15 protein-coding genes are annotated in these 17,422 nt (G+C 57.5%); 9 read left to right on the top strand and 6 right to left on the bottom strand.

Annotated features, from left to right (window positions below):
* The first annotated feature begins 50 nt into the window (after window positions 1–50).
* The 4 genes from glnH (at window position 51) to ybiO (ending at window position 4,630) form a co-directional block, all read left to right on the top strand.
* Window positions 51–797 carry a glutamine ABC transporter substrate-binding protein GlnH gene (glnH, locus tag MKleb_RS08600; protein WP_004849110.1) on the top strand — a complete coding sequence of 249 codons (747 nt, stop codon included), beginning with the start codon at window positions 51–53 and terminating at the stop codon, window positions 795–797.
* A gap of 133 nt (window positions 798–930) precedes the next feature.
* Entirely contained in the window at window positions 931–1,590 is a 660-nt protein-coding gene (gene glnP / locus MKleb_RS08595) for a glutamine ABC transporter permease GlnP (RefSeq protein WP_004100490.1), read from the top strand.
* The gene (gene glnQ, locus MKleb_RS08590; RefSeq protein ID WP_004849106.1) at window positions 1,587–2,309 is read left to right on the top strand and encodes a glutamine ABC transporter ATP-binding protein GlnQ; all 723 of its coding nucleotides are present in this window, start codon (window positions 1,587–1,589) and stop codon (window positions 2,307–2,309) included. The genes glnP and glnQ overlap by 4 nt, the downstream gene beginning before the upstream one ends.
* A 110-nt stretch (window positions 2,310–2,419) precedes the next feature.
* A complete protein-coding gene (gene ybiO, locus MKleb_RS08585) occupies window positions 2,420–4,630 on the top strand; it encodes a mechanosensitive channel protein (RefSeq protein ID WP_032694518.1) in 2,211 nt (736 codons plus the stop codon).
* Here ybiO and rlmF read toward each other — a convergent pair.
* Window positions 4,625–5,539, bottom strand: a complete 915-nt coding sequence (rlmF, locus tag MKleb_RS08580; protein ID WP_025108096.1) for a 23S rRNA (adenine(1618)-N(6))-methyltransferase RlmF — start codon at window positions 5,537–5,539, stop codon at window positions 4,625–4,627. The genes ybiO and rlmF overlap by 6 nt on opposite strands.
* A gap of 95 nt (window positions 5,540–5,634) precedes the next feature.
* On the opposite strand from rlmF, the gene MKleb_RS08575 reads away from it, so the two are divergent.
* From MKleb_RS08575 to ybiJ, 5 genes are all read left to right on the top strand, one after another.
* The gene (locus MKleb_RS08575; RefSeq protein ID WP_025108097.1) at window positions 5,635–6,249 is read left to right on the top strand and encodes a flavin reductase family protein; all 615 of its coding nucleotides are present in this window, start codon (window positions 5,635–5,637) and stop codon (window positions 6,247–6,249) included.
* A gap of 297 nt (window positions 6,250–6,546) precedes the next feature.
* A complete protein-coding gene (locus tag MKleb_RS08570; protein ID WP_025108098.1) occupies window positions 6,547–8,835 on the top strand; it encodes a catecholate siderophore receptor Fiu in 2,289 nt (762 codons plus the stop codon).
* 45 nt (window positions 8,836–8,880) lie between these two features.
* Window positions 8,881–9,558 carry a PKHD-type hydroxylase YbiX gene (gene ybiX / locus MKleb_RS08565; RefSeq protein ID WP_025108099.1) on the top strand — a complete coding sequence of 226 codons (678 nt, stop codon included), beginning with the start codon at window positions 8,881–8,883 and terminating at the stop codon, window positions 9,556–9,558.
* A gap of 68 nt (window positions 9,559–9,626) precedes the next feature.
* Window positions 9,627–9,893, top strand: a complete 267-nt coding sequence (locus tag MKleb_RS08560; protein WP_004130731.1) for a DksA/TraR family C4-type zinc finger protein — start codon at window positions 9,627–9,629, stop codon at window positions 9,891–9,893.
* Window positions 9,894–10,177: 284 nt separating this feature from the next.
* Window positions 10,178–10,438, top strand: coding sequence for a DUF1471 family protein YbiJ (gene ybiJ, locus MKleb_RS08555; RefSeq protein ID WP_004130722.1), 261 nt, complete (start codon window positions 10,178–10,180; stop codon window positions 10,436–10,438).
* A gap of 135 nt (window positions 10,439–10,573) precedes the next feature.
* Here ybiJ and ybiB read toward each other — a convergent pair whose 3' ends face one another.
* From ybiB to MKleb_RS08530, 5 genes are all read right to left on the bottom strand, one after another.
* Window positions 10,574–11,542 (bottom strand): DNA-binding protein YbiB, encoded by a 969-nt coding sequence (ybiB, locus tag MKleb_RS08550; RefSeq protein WP_025108100.1) that lies wholly within the window; start codon window positions 11,540–11,542, stop codon window positions 10,574–10,576.
* Between the two features lie 42 nt (window positions 11,543–11,584).
* Window positions 11,585–13,729, bottom strand: a complete 2,145-nt coding sequence (gene dinG / locus MKleb_RS08545) for an ATP-dependent DNA helicase DinG (protein WP_025108101.1) — start codon at window positions 13,727–13,729, stop codon at window positions 11,585–11,587.
* Between the two features lie 200 nt (window positions 13,730–13,929).
* The gene (gene rhlE / locus MKleb_RS08540) at window positions 13,930–15,279 is read right to left on the bottom strand and encodes an ATP-dependent RNA helicase RhlE (RefSeq protein WP_217076569.1); all 1,350 of its coding nucleotides are present in this window, start codon (window positions 15,277–15,279) and stop codon (window positions 13,930–13,932) included.
* Window positions 15,280–15,579: 300 nt separating this feature from the next.
* Entirely contained in the window at window positions 15,580–16,572 is a 993-nt protein-coding gene (locus MKleb_RS08535; RefSeq protein WP_014837873.1) for a transketolase family protein, read from the bottom strand.
* Window positions 16,572–17,417 (bottom strand): transketolase, encoded by an 846-nt coding sequence (locus MKleb_RS08530; protein ID WP_025108103.1) that lies wholly within the window; start codon window positions 17,415–17,417, stop codon window positions 16,572–16,574. Before MKleb_RS08530 ends, MKleb_RS08535 begins: the two co-directional genes overlap by 1 nt.
* Between the last annotated feature and the right edge of the window lie 5 nt (window positions 17,418–17,422).

Here is a 17,422-nt window from a genome sequence, read left to right as displayed (position 1 = left end):
GGCAACTCGTTCTCGCAGGGGATCGTCCCGTGGATATAAAAGGAAATGCTATGAAGTCTGTATTTAAAGTTTCACTGGCTGCACTGACCCTGGCTTTTGCGGTTTCTTCTCACGCCGCTGATAAAACACTGGTTGTCGCGACCGACACGGCGTTTGTACCGTTCGAATTTAAACAGGGCGATAAGTATGTCGGTTTCGACGTTGACCTGTGGGCTGCCATTGCGAAAGAGCTAAAGCTTGACTACACCCTGAAGCCAATGGACTTCAGCGGTATCATTCCGGCGCTGCAGACCAAAAACATCGATCTCGCGCTGGCGGGGATCACCATCACCGACGAACGTAAAAAAGCGATCGACTTCTCTGACGGCTACTACAAAAGCGGCCTGCTGGTCATGGTTAACGCGAATAATAACGATATTAAAGATGTCAAAGATCTGAACGGTAAAGTGGTTGCCGTGAAGGGCGGCACCGGCTCCGTTGATTACGCGAAAGCCAATATCAAAACCAAAGATCTGCGCCAGTTCCCGAACATCGATAACGCCTATATGGAACTGGGTACCGGTCGCGCTGATGCGGTTCTGCACGATACGCCAAACATCCTTTACTTCATCAAAACTGCGGGTAACGGCAAGTTCAAAGCGGTAGGCGACTCGCTGGAAGCGCAAAACTACGGTATCGCCTTCCCGAAAGGCAGCGACGAGCTGCGTGAAAAAGTGAACGGCGCGCTGAAAACGCTGCGTGAGAACGGCACTTACAACGAAATTTATAAAAAATGGTTCGGTACTGAACCCAAATAATAATTAGCGATACTCTCTTCCAGGCCTGCTGTGGTCTGGTAGACCTGGAGCTCTCCGGGCTACCCGTCAGCAGGCCTGAATAGTTTTCTCAGGGGGTTTTCCTCTGTTTTCGACACGGTAACAGGAACACATTATGCAGTTTGACTGGAGTGCCATCTGGCCCGCCATCCCAATTTTACTGGAAGGCGCCAAAATGACGCTGTGGATTTCGGTCCTCGGCCTGGTCGGCGGTCTGATAATCGGTCTGGTGGCCGGTTTCGCCCGCTGTTTCGGCGGCTGGATTGCCAACCACATCGCGCTGGTCTTTATCGAAATCATCCGCGGCACCCCAATTGTGGTGCAGGTCATGTTCATCTACTTCGCCCTGCCGATGGCGTTTAGCGATTTACGCATCGACCCGTTCTCGGCGGCGGTGGTAACCATTATGATCAACTCCGGCGCCTATATTGCGGAAATCACCCGCGGCGCGGTGCTGTCGATCCATAAAGGCTTCCGGGAAGCCGGCCTCGCGCTGGGCCTTTCTCGTCGGGAAACTATCCGCTACGTGATCCTGCCGCTGGCGCTGCGCCGTATGCTGCCGCCGCTGGGCAACCAGTGGATTATCAGCATCAAAGATACCTCGCTGTTTATCGTCATCGGCGTGGCCGAACTGACCCGTCAGGGCCAGGAAATTATTGCCGGTAACTTCCGCGCGCTGGAGATCTGGAGCGCCGTTGCGGTTATCTACCTGATCATCACCCTGGTGCTGAGCTTTGTTCTGCGTCGTCTTGAAAGAAGGATGAAAATCCTGTGATTGAATTTAAAAACGTTTCCAAGCATTTTGGCCCAACCAAGGTGCTGCATGATATCGATCTGAAGATCAACCAGGGCGAAGTCGTGGTGATTATCGGGCCGTCCGGTTCCGGTAAATCGACCCTGCTGCGCTGTATTAACAAACTTGAAGAGATTACCAGCGGCGATTTGATCGTCGACGGTCTGAAGGTCAACGACCCGAAGGTTGACGAGCGGCTGATTCGTCAGGAAGCCGGGATGGTGTTCCAGCAGTTTTATCTGTTCCCGCACCTGACGGCGCTGGAAAACGTGATGTTCGGCCCGCTGCGCGTTCGCGGCGCCAATAAAGCGGCGGCGGAAAAACTGGCGAAAGACCTGCTGGAGAAAGTGGGCCTCGCGGAACGTGCGCACCACTACCCTTCTGAGCTTTCAGGCGGACAGCAGCAGCGCGTGGCCATTGCCCGGGCGCTGGCGGTTAAACCCAAAATGATGCTGTTTGATGAGCCGACTTCCGCGCTTGACCCTGAACTGCGTCATGAAGTGCTGAAAGTGATGCAGGATCTGGCCGAAGAAGGCATGACCATGGTTATCGTTACCCACGAAATCGGCTTCGCCGAAAAAGTGGCGTCGCGCCTGATCTTTATCGATAAAGGGCGCATTGCGGAAGATGGCGATCCGCAGATGCTGGTGAATAACCCGCCCAGCCCGCGCCTGCGCGAGTTTTTGCAGCACGTAGCCTGATCCCCCCCGGCTCTCCCTTCGCGGGAGAGCCGCTTTCCAGAATCATCCCAACCTCGCTCTGCGGATCTCATCTTCTATACTTATTGGTTTGAGATGCAATGGAGGTGCCTGTGCCGCGGATTTTGTTACTGCTTGCCCTACTCTTCACCGCTCCGCTATGGGCCGCGACGCTGCCCGGCGTTCCGGCAACCACAGCGGACCCGTCCAGCAGCAGTGAACCCGATGTGGCGCAGAAGAAAGCGGCCTACGGCGCGCTGGCCGACGTGCTTGAAAACGCCGACGCCCGTCAGGAGCTTATCGAGCAGCTGCGGAAAGCCGCCGCCACGCCGCCGCCGGACAGTACGCCGAAGCTGACGCCGCCGGAAATAAAAGACGAGACCACGGTGCTGGAGAACGTCACTCACATCAGCCGCGAATACGGAGAGCAGCTCTCTTCGCGCTTCTCCCAGCTGTGGCGCAACATCACCGGTTCTCCGCACAAAGCGTTTAATTCTCAGACTTTCACCAACGCCGCCTGGCATTTCCTGCTGCTGGCGGGCCTGGTCTTTGCGTTCTGGTGGCTGGTACGCCTGGCGGCCCTGCCGCTGTATCGCAAAATGGGCCACTGGGGACGGCATAAAAACCGCGACCGCAGCAACTGGCTTCAGCTACCTGCAACGATCGCCGGCGCGTTTATTTTTGACCTGCTTCTGCTGGCGCTCACGCTCTTCGTGGGCCAGCTTTTAAGCGACCGCCTGAACGGTAACAACCCCACCATCGCCTTTCAACAAAGCCTGTTTCTCAACGCCTTCGCGCTGATTGAATTTTTCAAGGCCATTCTGCGGCTTATTTTTTGCCCCCGCATCCCGGAGCTACGCCCGTTCAACCTCAGCGATGAAGCGGCGAAATACTGGAACCTGCGTCTCAGCGCGCTGAGCAGCCTGATTGGCTACGGGCTCATCGTCGCGGTGCCGATTATCTCCAACCAGGTCAACGTACAGTTCGGAGCGCTGGCCAACGTGGTGATTATGCTGTGCATTACGCTCTGGGCGCTGTACCTGATATTTCACAATAAGAAATTGATTACCCAAGGGCTTATCCATCTCGCCGACCGCTCGCTGGCCTTCTTTAGCCTGTTTATCCGCGCCTTTGCGCTGATCTGGCACTGGCTGGCCTGCGCCTATTTTATCGTGCTGTTTTTCTTCTCCCTGTTCGATCCCGGCAACAGCCTGAAATTTATGATGGGCGCGACGCTGCGCAGCCTGGCCATCATCGGCGCCGCCGCGCTAGTCTCCGGTATTCTGTCGCGCTGGATTGCGAAAACCATCACCCTGTCGCCGGAAACCCAGCGCAACTACCCCGAACTGCAAAAACGGCTGAACGGCTGGATCTCCGCGTCGCTGAAAGCCGCGCGTATCCTGACGGTCTGCGTGGCGATCATGCTGCTGCTCAGCGCGTGGGGGCTGTTCGATTTTTGGCAGTGGATGCATAACGGCAGCGGGCAAAAAGCGGTCGATGTGCTGATTCGTATCGCACTGATCCTCTTCTTCTCGGCAATTGGCTGGACGCTGCTCGCCAGCCTGATTGAGAACCGGCTGGCATCGGATATTCACGGCCGCCCGCTGCCCAGCGCCCGCGCCCGAACGCTGCTGACGCTGTTTCGCAACGCGCTGGCGGTGGTCATTAGCACCATTACTATCATGATCCTGCTTTCGGAAGTGGGCGTGAATATCGCCCCGCTGCTGGCCGGCGCCGGCGCGCTGGGCCTGGCGATTTCGTTCGGCGCGCAAACCCTGGTTAAAGATATTATTACCGGGATTTTCATCCAGTTTGAGAACGGCATGAATACCGGCGATCTGGTGACCATCGGGCCGTTAACCGGGACGGTAGAACGCATGTCGATTCGCTCCGTCGGCGTACGCCAGGATACCGGTGCTTATCACATTATTCCGTGGTCTTCGATAACCACCTTCGCCAACTTCGTGCGCGGGATCGGCTCGGTGGTGGCCAACTATGACGTTGATCGACAGGAGGATCTGGATAAGGCCAACCAGGCGCTGAAAGACGCGGTCGCGGAAGTGATGGCGCAGGAAGAGATTCGCGGGCTGATCATTGGCGAGCCCTCTTTCGCAGGATTGGTGGGCTTAAGCAATACCGCCTTCACCCTGCGCGTCACCTTTACTACCCTGCCGTTGAAGCAGTGGACGGTAAGGTTCGCCCTCGACACTCAGGTGAAAAGGCATTTTGACCTCGCGGGCGTGCGGGCGCCGGTACAAACTTACCAGGTTCTGCCGATGCCGGCACCGGCGGGACCGCCGGCACCCGCCGAGCCCACGTTATAAAGCGCGGCGACGTTTGGCTTCGTCCATAAAGGTCCAGGCGATAAAGCGGCTCTGCTTATTTCCCTGGGCCATCTCTTTTTTCACTACTTTCACCGCGCCGACGTCGGTCAGCGCACGGTAGAGCGGCGGCAAATTGTCGCCGCGAGAAACCAGGGAGGTAAACCACTTCACCTGACGGCCAAACTGCTGGCTCTCCGCAATCATCTGCGTAATAAACGCAACCTCGCCCCCTTCGCACCACAGCTCCTGCTGCTGGCCGCCAAAGTTCAGCACGCTCTCCTCGCCCAGTCCCAGGTTGCGACGTTTACGCTCACCGCCCGCCTGCGCGCTGGCGGCGGAATCATGGAACGGCGGGTTACACAGGGTCGCGTCGTAGGTCTCATTTTTATGAATAATGCCGGTCAGAATCGCTTTAGCGTCTTTTTGACGACGCAGGCGGATCTGGCGAGTCAGGCCGGGATTGCCGTTGACGATAGCCTGGGCGCTGGCGAACGCGTCGGCGTTCACTTCGCTGCCGGTAAAACGCCAGCCGTACTCGTGCACGCCAATGAGCGGATAGATGCAGTTTGCGCCAACGCCAATATCGAGAATGCTGGCGTTGGCCGGGATCGTCCCGCTATCCAGCGCCAGCAGATCGGCGAGATGATGGATGTAGTCAGCCCTGCCCGGCACCGGCGGGCAGAGAAAGCCGTCGGGAATATCCCAGTGGTTCACCGCGTAGAAGTGCGCCAGCAGCGCTTTATTCAGCGCCTTCACCGCCAGCGGATTGGCAAAGTCGATGGTCTGCTCACCCACCGGGTTAAGGGTGATAAAGCCCTGGAGCTCAGGGTGGGCCTGGCACAGCGCGGGCAGGTCGTAGCGTTGTTGGTGACGGTTACGCGGGTGTAACCCCGGTTTCTGGGCTTTCATGGCAATCTCCTTTGAACAGCCGCGTAAGATACCCGTTGACGGCGGCGCGGTAAATAAGTGAGTCTGGTTATCTCTTTTTTTGTCACGGGTGTCGTATGTATTTCTACCAACCTTCGCACGGACACGGGCTGCCGCACGACCCGCTTAACGCCATTATCGGGCCGCGCCCCATCGGCTGGATAGCCTCCCTTGATAACAGCGGCCAGCGTAACCTCGCGCCGTACAGTTTTTTCAACTGCTTTAACTATCGGCCGCCGATTATTGGTTTTGCCAGCAGCGGCTGGAAAGATAGCGTACAGAATATCGCCGAGACTAAAGAGTTCGTCTGGAATCTGGCCACCCGGCCTCTGGCGGTCGCGATGAACGAAACCTCCGCCACCCTTCCCCATAATGAAGATGAATTCATCCGCGCCGGGCTGACTGCCGCTCCCAGCCGCATCGTCAGCGCGCCGCGGGTCGCCGAAAGCCCGGTAAACTTCGAGTGTCGCCTTTCACAATGCATCCAGTTAACGACCGCAGAAGGGCGAGCGGTTGACACCTGGCTGGTGCTGGGCGAAGTGGTGGCGGTGCATATCGATGAATCGCTGCTGGAAGACGGAATTTACCAGACCGCCAGGGCCCAGCCGATTCTGCGCGCCGGAGGCCCCAGCGCCTATTATGGCATTGATGAAAGCCTGCGCTTTGACCTCGTTCGTCCGGACGCCCGCTAACCCTCCCACCCGGCCTGTACTAACGCCGTTTTCCAGGCCGGGTAGCTGAATGCCATTTCCCGCGACAACCTCGCCTGCCCGGCGCGCCTTTATGTAGAAAAAATGCAGCCAATGTAAATAAATGTATTTATTTTTTTATAAATGAGTGATAGAAATTCGCCTGTTGTTTGATAATGATTATCACAATCATTATCAAACTCATTGCTTTTGTAAAAAATCACCTGCAGTGGTCGGGGCGAAGCAACGCTTCGTCTGCGGTCGTTATGGCCTAATTAAAATTATAAGTCACTTATTGATATGGAAAAAAATAACAATTTGCCGTTCAGCAGTTTTCACTCGCTCACTCTCTTCACCGGCTTATGCCTGAGTCTTTCTCCGACCGGCCAGCTGCTTGCCGCGGATAGCACTGAAAAAAATAGCGGCGAAACGCTGGTGGTCGAAGCTCAGACGCCATCGCTGTACGCGCCGACCCGCTCCGCCGATCCTAAATTTTCACGCCCGATCGCCGACACGACGCGGACGGTTAGCGTGGTCTCTGAGCAGATGATGAAGGACCAGGGCGTCACTAACCTCACCGACGCGCTGAAAAACGTTCCCGGCGTCGGCGCTTTCTTTGCCGGCGAAAACGGCAACTCGACGACCGGCGACGCGATTTACATGCGCGGGGCGGACACTTCCAACAGCATTTACGTCGACGGCATCCGCGATATCGGCAGCGTCAGCCGCGATACTTTTAATACCGAGCAGATCGAAGTCATCAAGGGACCTTCAGGCTCCGACTACGGACGCAGCGCGCCGACCGGCTCGATCAATATGATCAGCAAACAGCCGCGCCTCGATTCCGGCATCGACGCCTCCGCCAGCGCGGGCAGCGCCTGGTTCCGACGCGGCACCCTGGATATTAACGAGGCCATTGGCGAAACCAGCGCGGTGCGTCTGAATCTGATGGGCGAGAAAACCCATGATGCGGGCCGGGACAAGGTGAAAAACGAGCGTTACGGCGTCGCGCCATCGGCCGCATTTGGCCTCGGCACCGAAAACCGCCTGTATCTTAACTATCTGCACGTAACCCAGCACAACACGCCCGACGGCGGCATTCCCACCATCGGTCTGCCGGGCTATTCCGCTCCCAACGCCGGCACCTCGGCGCTGAATCACTCCGGCAAGGTCGCCACCAGCAACTTCTACGGCACCGACTCCGACTACGATGATTCCACAACCGATACCGTGACGATGCGCTTCGAGCACGACCTGAGCGACACGACGACGATTCGCAACACCACCCGCTGGTCTCGCGTGAAGCAGGATTACCTGATGACTGCGGTGATGGGCGGCGCGTCAAACATCACTCAGCCAAACCCCAACGATGTCGGCACCTGGACCTGGTCGCGCCTGGCGAACACCAAAGATACCAGCAACAAGATCCTGACCAACCAGACTAACCTGACGTCGACGTTCTATACCGGGGCCATCGGTCATGACGTCAGCACCGGTGTGGAATTTACCCGCGAAACCCAGACCAACTACGGGGTATATCCGCTCACGCCTCCGGCGGTGAATATTTATCATCCGAACAGCGATATCTCCATCGGCGGCCTGAACCGCAGCGGCGCCAACGCTAACGGACAGACGGATACCTTCGGCGTCTATGCTTTCGATACGCTGCAGATAACCCAGGACGTCGAACTTAACGGCGGGATCCGTCTGGATAACTACCAGACCAAATACGATAGCGCCAGCCTGTGCGGCGGTACCGGACGCGGCGCCATCGCCTGCCCGACCGGAGTCGCGAAAAATACCCCCGTCACCACCGTCGATACCTCAACCAGCGGTAACCTGGTTAACTGGAAGGCTGGCGCGCTGTACCACCTGACCGATAACGGCAACCTCTACGTCAACTACGCCGTCTCCCAGCAGCCGCCGGGAGGGAGCAACTTCACCCTCGCGCAAAGCGGCACCGGCAGCAGCGCCAACCGAACCGACTTTAAACCGCAGAAGGCCAAAACCAGCGAAGTCGGCACCAAGTGGGAGCTGATGGATAAGCGCCTGCTGCTGACCGCCGCCCTCTTCCGCACCGATATTGAAAACGAAGTCGAGCAGAACGACGACGGCAGCTATTCGCAGTACGGTAAGAAGCGCGTTGAAGGCTATGAGATCTCTCTGGCCGGTAATATCACGCCCGACTGGCAGGTGATTGGCGGCTATACCCAACAGCACGCCAGCGTTCGTGAAGGCGCGAATACCGCCCAGGATGGCACCAGCGCGCTGCCGTATACGCCAGAGCACGCGTTTACCCTCTGGAGCCAGTATCAGGCCACCGATGCGATCGCCGTCGGCGCCGGCGCGCGATACGTCGGCAGCATGCATCGCGGCAGCGACGGTGCGGTCGGCACGCCTTCCTATACCGAAGGCTACTGGGTGGCTGATGCCAAAGTCGGCTATCGCATTAACCGTAATCTCGACCTGCAGCTGAACGTCTACAACCTGTTTGATACCGACTATGTCGCCTCGATTAACAAGAGCGGCTACCGTTATCACCCGGGTGAACCGCGAACCTTCGTGCTCACCGCCAATATGCACTTCTGATCCACCCCGGGGCGGCTGCGCCCCGTTTTCTCCGGAGATAAAACGATGATGTATCATATTCCCGCCGTTCTCAGCTCTCAGGAAGTGGACGATTTTATCGCTCAGCTGCAGCAGGCGGAATGGGTCGACGGGCGCGTGACGACCGGCGATCTGGGCGCCCAGGTCAAAAATAACCAGCAGGTTGATACCCACAGCAATCGTTACGGCGAACTTCAGGGCAACGTACTGGCGGCGCTGAATCGCAGCTCGCTGTTTTTTGCCGCCGCGCTGCCGAAAGCGATTTCCAGCCCGCTGTTTAATCGTTATCAGCAGAGCGAAACTTATGGTTTCCACGTCGACGGCGCGGTGCGCAGCCAGGCGCAGGGAGGCTGGATGCGCACCGATCTTTCCGCCACGCTCTTTTTAAGCCCCCCGGAGAGCTACGAAGGCGGTGAGCTGGTCGTGAACGATACCTACGGACAGCATTCGGTTAAGCTCCCTGCCGGGGACCTGGTGCTCTATCCTTCAAGCAGCCTGCACTGCGTCACCCCGGTGACCTCAGGCGTTCGCGTCGCCTCGTTCTTGTGGGTTCAGTCAATGATCCGCGACGATAAACGCCGCAGTATGCTGTTTGAACTGGATGGCAATATTCAGAAATTAAAAAGCCGCCACGGCGAAAGTGACGAAGTCCTGTCTCTGCTTAATCTGTACCATAACCTGCTGCGCGAATGGTCAGAGATCTGAGCCTTGTCTGGTCATTTTTTATCCCCATATTCTCTATACTAAAGAGAGGCGAGATAGCGAGGTGAACTATGGCATCAGGCTGGGCGAATGATGACGCGGTGCAGGAACAGATCGACAGCACCATCAACGACGCGATAGCTCGGGCGCGAAACGAACTGTCATCGGGGGAAAGCAACAAATTTTGTGAAGAATGCGGGGAGCCGATTCCTGAAGCGCGCCGACGGGCGGTGGCGGGGGTGAAATACTGCGTAAAATGCCAACAGGAGAAAGATTTACATAACAATACATTTTCAGGATATAATCGCAGAGGCTCCAAGGATAGCCAGCTTCGCTGACCAATATTTACCGTTCATTACGCACATCGCGTTATCTTTTCGCGCACGTTTTTTGGCAAACGGCGTGGCAAAATGTGCCCTTCCAGCCTCCCGTTCGCCGCCCCGACCTGTTTCGCCGCCGCCGGCTAAAATAATTTATTAATATTCAATAAATTAATAATCATTCAAAAAATTAGATGAAGACTGTTAATTTCCTTCGATTTTATCTCCCGCTAAAAACCGTGATACTTATCACATCGACGGAACATCGTCCCCTATACAGAACAACATGCGAGAGATTAATTATGAAAAACATCAAATATGCTGCCGCCGCTATCGCCCTTTCCGCTCTGTCTTTCGGCGCGTTCGCCGCTCAGCCGGTGACATCGGCTCAGGCAGAGAGCATGAACAAAATTGGTGTGGTTTCCGCTGAAGGCGCGACGACGCTGGATGGACTGGAAGCTAAACTGGCTGAAAAAGCTGAGGCCGCTGGCGCAACCGGCTATAGCATTACCTCCGCTAACAGCAACAACAAACTGAGCGGTACTGCGGTTATCTATAAATAATCGTCAGTTATCCCTGTAGCAACAGCAACACCCTGTAATGCCACTGTTTTAACCCTGTAAGATCCTTTAATACCCTTGCCTTGCCCGTCCATGCCACTGGACGGGCTTTTTTTTGCCTGCGATCCTGCGATAGAGTTACCAGCTCTCAGCCACCTTCGCCAGCCCCTGCTCCAGAGACAAGACCACGCCGGTGGCCAGAAGACAGCAGGCCAGCTGAATTTTCAACGATGACGGCAGCGGTTCGCTCCCGACCATACAGCGCTCGATCCAGCGCGCGGTCACTTCGGGGTCTTTTGACTCCGGCAGAGCGACTGCCTGCGCAGCGGCGCCATCCTGACGCTCGTTAACCACCCGCGTACCGGTCTCATCAATCAGGCTAATCTGCGGGCAGCGCTGCGGGTTAGCGTAAACTTCGCCTTCAGTACCGTGCATCAGCAGCGCCCGGCCGCCGATCCCGGCAAAAAATTTCGCGACCCGACCGACGTACTCAGGGTGCGAAACGCTCGACAGGCGCAGCGCCGCATCTTCGGCAAACGGCGTCGCCAGCTTGGCCAGGGTGTGGGCGCTGTTACGCACGCCCATGCGCCAGCGCATCGCCAGCTGTTTTTCCAGCGGCGGACAAAATACGCCAACCGGAACGTAAACCGGCTGGTGACTGTCTAGCCGCGCCTGTGCCTGGCCCGCGTGAAGCGTCGCCGGGATCCCCATCAGGTCAAAAATGGTTTCCGTCAGCACGCGGGTGGGATCGTGGCTAACGCCGTGAACAATGACCGGGAAGCCGAGCTTATGCAGCAGGACGGCCAGCAGCGGCGTCAGGTTGGCCTGTTTACGCGCACCGTTATAGCTGGGGATCACAATCGGCATCGGTTTGCCGACCGGCGGCGTCAGCTTAATGGTGTGCTCCTGCATCGCTTCATAGAAGCCCTTCATCTCCGCTTCACCTTCGCCCTTGATGCGCAGGGCAATAAGAATGCCGCCGAGCTCAAGGTCAGGCACCTCGCCGTTAAGCATCCGCGAGTAGAGCGCGCGGGCCGTTTCCACGTCCAGGTCGCGAGCGTGGTTTTTTCCGCGCCCGACTTCTTTAATGATTTTGCTGTAGTCCATTGCAGGCTCCTCTGAGCTTCTCACCGCGTCGACATTGCACCGCTAACGCCGTTTGCGACGCGTCTGTTTTGTTTTAGTTTTTACTATAACCTCAGGGACGGCTGGCTGCTCTATCGGAAATATGGGTAATGCATTCAATAAACGCTTACCGTAGTTTTTGGTCAACAGGCGTTTATCATAAATTACCACCTCTCCCCAGCAGCTATGGCTACGGATCAGGCGGCCAACCTGTTGAATCAGGTTGAATGACGCGCTGGGCAGGCTCTGAACTTCGAACGGATAGCGGTTGAGGCTTTTGAGCCATTCGCCTTCGGTGATCACCACCGGGCTGTCAATCGGCGGGAAAGCGATCTTGTGGATATGCACCTGGCTTAACAGTTCGCCTTTTAAATCCAGGCCTTCCGCGAAGGATTGCAGCCCAACCAGTACGCTGCGCTCGCCGCCTTCAACGCGTTTACGATGCAGCTCGACCAGCCGGTAGCGAGGCTTATCCCCCTGAACCAGCAGCAGCAGGCGCAGATCGGTAACGTGTTCGAGAAACCGCTGCATCGCTCTTCCGCTGGCGAAGAGTACCAGCATGCCGAGATGCTTTTTGCTCTCGACCTGTTCCCGGAAATAGGCGGCCATCTCGGCAATATGCTGCTCTTCGTTATCGATAAGCGGTTCGTAATGCATCTGCGGAATGACGATTTTACCCTGTTCGACGTGATTAAAGGGCGAATCCAGCGCCACAAAGCGATCTCCCGCTTTCTCTTTCAGCCCGCTCATCTCCTGCAGACGCGAAAAGCTATTAAGCGAGCGTAGCGTCGCAGAGGTAACGACAATATGCGGGACGCTGCGCCACAGCAGCCTCTCCAGCTGATCGCTGACGCGGATCCCCACGCAGTGGAACCAGATATGCATCTGGCCATCCCGCAGGTCGCGGGTGACCCATTTGGTCACTGGCGCGCCGGAGGACTGCGCCAGTGATGCCAGCCGCCACAGTTTACTTTGGCTTTCAAACATCCCCAGCGCGCGGTTCATCTGCAGCAGAACCCGATGCAAACGCACCACGTCGTGACTGCCGGTTTTTTCGCCCAGATCGTTAAGGAACAGCTCCGCCAGACCGCGCAGCGTTTCGGTGAGCTTCGCCAGCCGCTGGCAAATCTCCATCACTTCCTGCGGCAGCTCCCCCATCGGGAAGCGGTGCTCCGCCTCCTGCCCGGCCGGCATGTACAGATTGAGGATATTATTCAGGGAGGAGATGAGCTCATAGAGCTCCTCGCAATGCCCATTCAGACGCTCGGGATTCGCCAGCGGCGGCGTGGTTTTAGGGCGAAACTGCTCCATGCAGGTCGCGACCAGTTTCGTAAAAAGATCCAGCTGCAGGCGGTACCAGGGGGCGGTGATTTCCGCGCTCATTTCCAGCGCATCGCGGGCCACCTCCGGAAGATGGTGGCCTTCATCCAGCACCAGCAGCAGATGCTTCGGTTCTGGCAGCACCGCTTCGCTTTCCATCGCCGCCATCACCAGCGCGTGGTTCGCCACCACCACTTCCGCTTCCTGGATTTCCCGGCGGGCGACAAAAAACGGACATTCGCGATAATAGTGGCAGTTGCGGTTCAGGCAGCTGGCTTTATCGGTGCTCAGGCGGCTCCATAATGAATCATCCACATTTTTATCGGTATGATCGCGCAGGCCGTCCCATTTGTAGCTATCAAGGTCCGCTTTCAGCGTCGCGCACAGCTTCTGTTCCGCCTGGTTGTTAGGCGTGAGTTCGTCATCAAGAAAGGCCAGTAAATCCTGCTGCGTTGGCTCGGTGCTGGCAAGCGCGGCCAGGTTACGCGGGCAGACGTAGCGCCCGCGGCCAAAGGCGGCGGTAAATCGCAGGTCGGGAATGATTTTGCGCAGCAGCGGCAGGTCTTTACTGTAGATTTGGTCCTGCAGAGCAACGTTGGCGGTACTGACCACCAGCGTTTTTTGTTCTTCACGGGCAATGGCGATGCCGGGAATCAGGTATGACAAGGTTTTGCCGACGCCGGTCGGGGCTTCTATCGCCAGATGTCGCCCCTCTTCCCCGGCGAGCGTCTTCGCCACATCGGCAATCATCTGCCGCTGCGGAGGACGGGGAATAAAGTCAGGGATTTGTTCCTGAAGCGCCTTATACCAGGCGGCGATTTGCGCTTTCAGCGCTGCGGTCAAAGCCATGAGAAAACCTGAATACTGTATAAACAGCCACTATTGTGCCATTTTTTAGCCGTCGGAAGGAACGTCTTTCTGAGCAAACTGGAATCACGCTCGAGGTTATGCTGAGCGAAGCGCGTCCGGGTAAGGAGTCTTACCCGGACAACCCATCAGTGGCTTAGCCGCGCGATTGCGACACTCGCCACAGGAGTGACGGGATAGCGTTACTCCGCCGCGGCGGGTTTGCGCGGGCGACGACGGCGAGGAGGCTTACCGTCTTGAGTTCGCGCTTTCGGCGCTTCGCCATCGGTACGACGCGGAGCGGACTGCTGACCGCGACCTTGCCCCTGGCCACCGCGGCCCTGACCCTGGCCACCGCGACCGCCGCCGCGCTGCTGCTGACGACCGTTCTGAATCGGCTCGGCTTTAATCGATGGATCCGGCTCGTAGCCCGCCAGGGCAATACGCGGGATCCCTTTTTTCAGCAAGCGTTCGATATCATGCAGCAGTTTATGTTCATCAACGCAAACCAGCGACAGCGCTTCACCCGTTGCCGCGGCGCGCCCGGTACGACCGATACGGTGCACATAGTCTTCCGGTACGTTTGGCAGCTCGTAGTTCACCACGTGCGGCAGCTCTTCAATATCCAGACCGCGCGCGGCGATATCGGTGGCCACCAGTACGCGAATGCCGCCGGATTTAAAGTCAGCCAATGCGCGGGTACGCGCGCCCTGGCTCTTGTTGCCGTGAATAGCGGCGCTGCGGATGCCGTCTTTATTGAGCTGTTCCGCCAGATGGTTTGCGCCGTGCTTGGTGCGGGTAAAGACCAGCACCTGCTGCCAGTTACCTTCACCGATCATCTGCGACAGCAGCTCGCGTTTGCGCTTTTTATCGACAAAATGCACCAGTTGGCTCACCTGCTCAGAGGCGGTGTTGCGGCGGGCGACTTCGATCTCCAGCGGGTTATGCAGTAGCTTTTCCGCCAGCGATTTAATGTCATCGGAGAAGGTTGCGGAGAACAGCAGGTTCTGACGTCTGGCCGGCAGCTTCGCCAGCACCCGGCGAATATCGTGAATAAAGCCCATATCCAGCATACGGTCGGCTTCGTCCAGCACCAGCACTTCGACTTTGTCGAGGCTCACGGCGTTCTGATGTTCAAGATCCAGCAGACGACCCGGCGTTGCCACCAGGATATCGACGCCGCTGCGCAGCTTCATCATCTGCGGATTAATGCTCACGCCGCCGAACACCACCAGCGAGCGAACGTTGAGGTATTTGCTGTAATCCCGGACGTTCTCGCCAATTTGCGCCGCCAGCTCGCGCGTTGGGGTCAGGATCAGCGCACGCACCGGGCGACGCCCTTTAGCATGCGGCTCCTGTTGGATCAGATGCTGAAGCAGCGGCAGCGTAAATCCCGCCGTTTTGCCGGTACCGGTCTGAGCGCTGGCCATCAGATCGCGCCCTTGTAATACTGCCGGGATAGCCTGCTGCTGAATTGGGGTTGGCTCAACGTAGCCCTGCTCAGCGACGGCGCGCAGGATTTCAGGATTCAGGCCAAGGGAATCAAAAGACATAACAACTCCGAACCGCCCCGGCCCGTCACAGGCGTAGTTTTCAGGGAGATTATTGCGAAAGAGATGGCAAAAACCACAATGCCATGAAGCTGCGCAGTCTAGCAGATTTTGTGACGAACCGCATAAAATCTGCCGAAAAGAATCCTCCGGCTAACAAACCACTGTTCCCCGTCCTGTCGATGAGAAGCGGCGATGGCGCTTCGCGCCAGGCGTCCCCGAAATAGCCCGTTTAATGCCTCGACGGGGAAACCGCGAACAAAAGCGGAGAAACGCCGCCGCAGAACGCGGCGGCGAAAGCGATTAACGCAGGCGATACTTAATTTTTTCGACCATCTTCGCGGTGGAGATGCCGTAGCGGTCGTGCAGCGTCGGAAGCGCGCCGGCCAGCAGGAATTCGTCAGGCAAACCGACGGTATCCAGCTCGCAGCGTACGCCTTTACGCATCAGCAGCGCGGCAACCGCCTCCCCCAGCCCGCCGACCGACGTGTGGTTTTCCGCGGTCACTACCAGACGGCCGGGCTTCGAAGCCTGCGCAACGATCGTTTTTTCATCAAGCGGTTTGATGGTGGGGACATGCAGCACCGCCGCGCTGATATTATCGGCCCGCAGTTTTTCAACCGCCTCGAGGGCGCGCATGGTCATCAGCCCGGAAGAGATAATCAGTACATCGTTACCGTCCTCCAGCAGCTTCGCCTTGCCCAGCTCAAACTGATAATCATATTTATCGAGCACCAGCGGCACCTTACCGCGCAATAGACGCATATACACCGGACCGTCGTGGTCGGCAATCGCCGGTACCGCCTGCTCTATCTCCAGCGCATCGCAGGGATCGACGATGACCATGCCGGGAATGCCGCGCATAATCGCCAGATCTTCCGTTGCCTGATGGCTCGGCCCGTAGCCGGTGGTCAGGCCCGGCAGCGCCGCGCAGATCTTCACGTTCAGATGCTCTTCGGCAATCACCTGATGGATAAAATCATAGGCGCGACGGGTGGCAAAAGCGGCGTAGGTGGTGGCGAAGGGAATAAATCCCTCCTTCGCCATTCCCCCGGCGGCCCCCATCAGCAGCTGCTCCGCCATTCCCATCTGGAAGAAGCGATCCGGAAAGGCCTGGGCGAAAATATGCAGATCGGTATACTTTGACAGGTCCGCGGTCATACCGACGATTTCCGGGCGCTGGGCAGCCAGCTTCGAGAGCGCGACGCCAAACGGCGCGGAAACGGTCGCCTGACCTTCATCAGCAATGGAGGCGATCATCGCCGACGTTTTTAAGCGTGGTTTACTCTGGCTCATTACAGCACTCCTTCCGGTTTGTTGGCGTCCAGCACCGCAATCGCTTTTTGCCATTCGTCGGCATCGACGCGGATAAAATGGTTCTTATCGCGGGTTTCAAGGAACGGCACCCCTTTGCCCATCAGCGTGTCGCATAAAATGACCCGCGGCTGGTTGCCCGCATGATTTTTCGCGTTATCAAAGGCGGCCACCACCGCCGCCAGATCGTTACCGTCCACGCGCTGCACGTACCAGCCGAAGGCGGCCCATTTTTCATGCAGCGGCTCAAAGCCGAGAATTTTGCGCGAATCGCCGTCCGCCTGCTGTTTGTTCACGTCAACGAGGTTAATCAGGTTAGTCAGGCCGTAGTGGGCCGCCGACATCGCCGCTTCCCAGGTTGAACCTTCGTCCAGCTCCCCATCCGACATAGAGTTAAAAACCCAGGATGCGCTGCCCTTCTTCTTCAGACCGAGCGCCATCCCGACGGCGATGGAGAGCCCCTGCCCCAGCGAGCCGCCGGACATCTCCATTCCAGGCGTATAGGTCGCCATGCCCGACATCGGCAGGCGGCTGTCGTCGGAACCGTAGGTCTCCAGCTCCGCTTCCGGGATAATTCCCGCTTCCAGCAGCGCCGCATAATAGGCGATGGCGTAATGGCCGTGAGAGAGCAGAAAACGGTCACGCCCTTCCCACTGCGGATCTTCCGGACGGTAGCGCATCGCGTGGCTGAACGCGGTGGCCAGCACATCCGCATAGCCTAATGCCTGGCCGATATAGCCCTGTCCCTGGACTTCGCCCATTTGCAGGGCATAGCGACGAATACGCCACGCCGCCGCGGCAACTTGTTGTGTTTCTGTCATCTTCATCTGAT

Origin of the sequence: Klebsiella sp. PL-2018, assembly GCF_019048985.1 — a bacterium.
In the GTDB taxonomy this organism is placed as follows: domain Bacteria; phylum Pseudomonadota; class Gammaproteobacteria; order Enterobacterales; family Enterobacteriaceae; genus Klebsiella; species Klebsiella michiganensis.
Note: the sequence above shows the minus strand (reverse complement) of the source record. Positions and strands in the feature narration are given on the sequence as shown.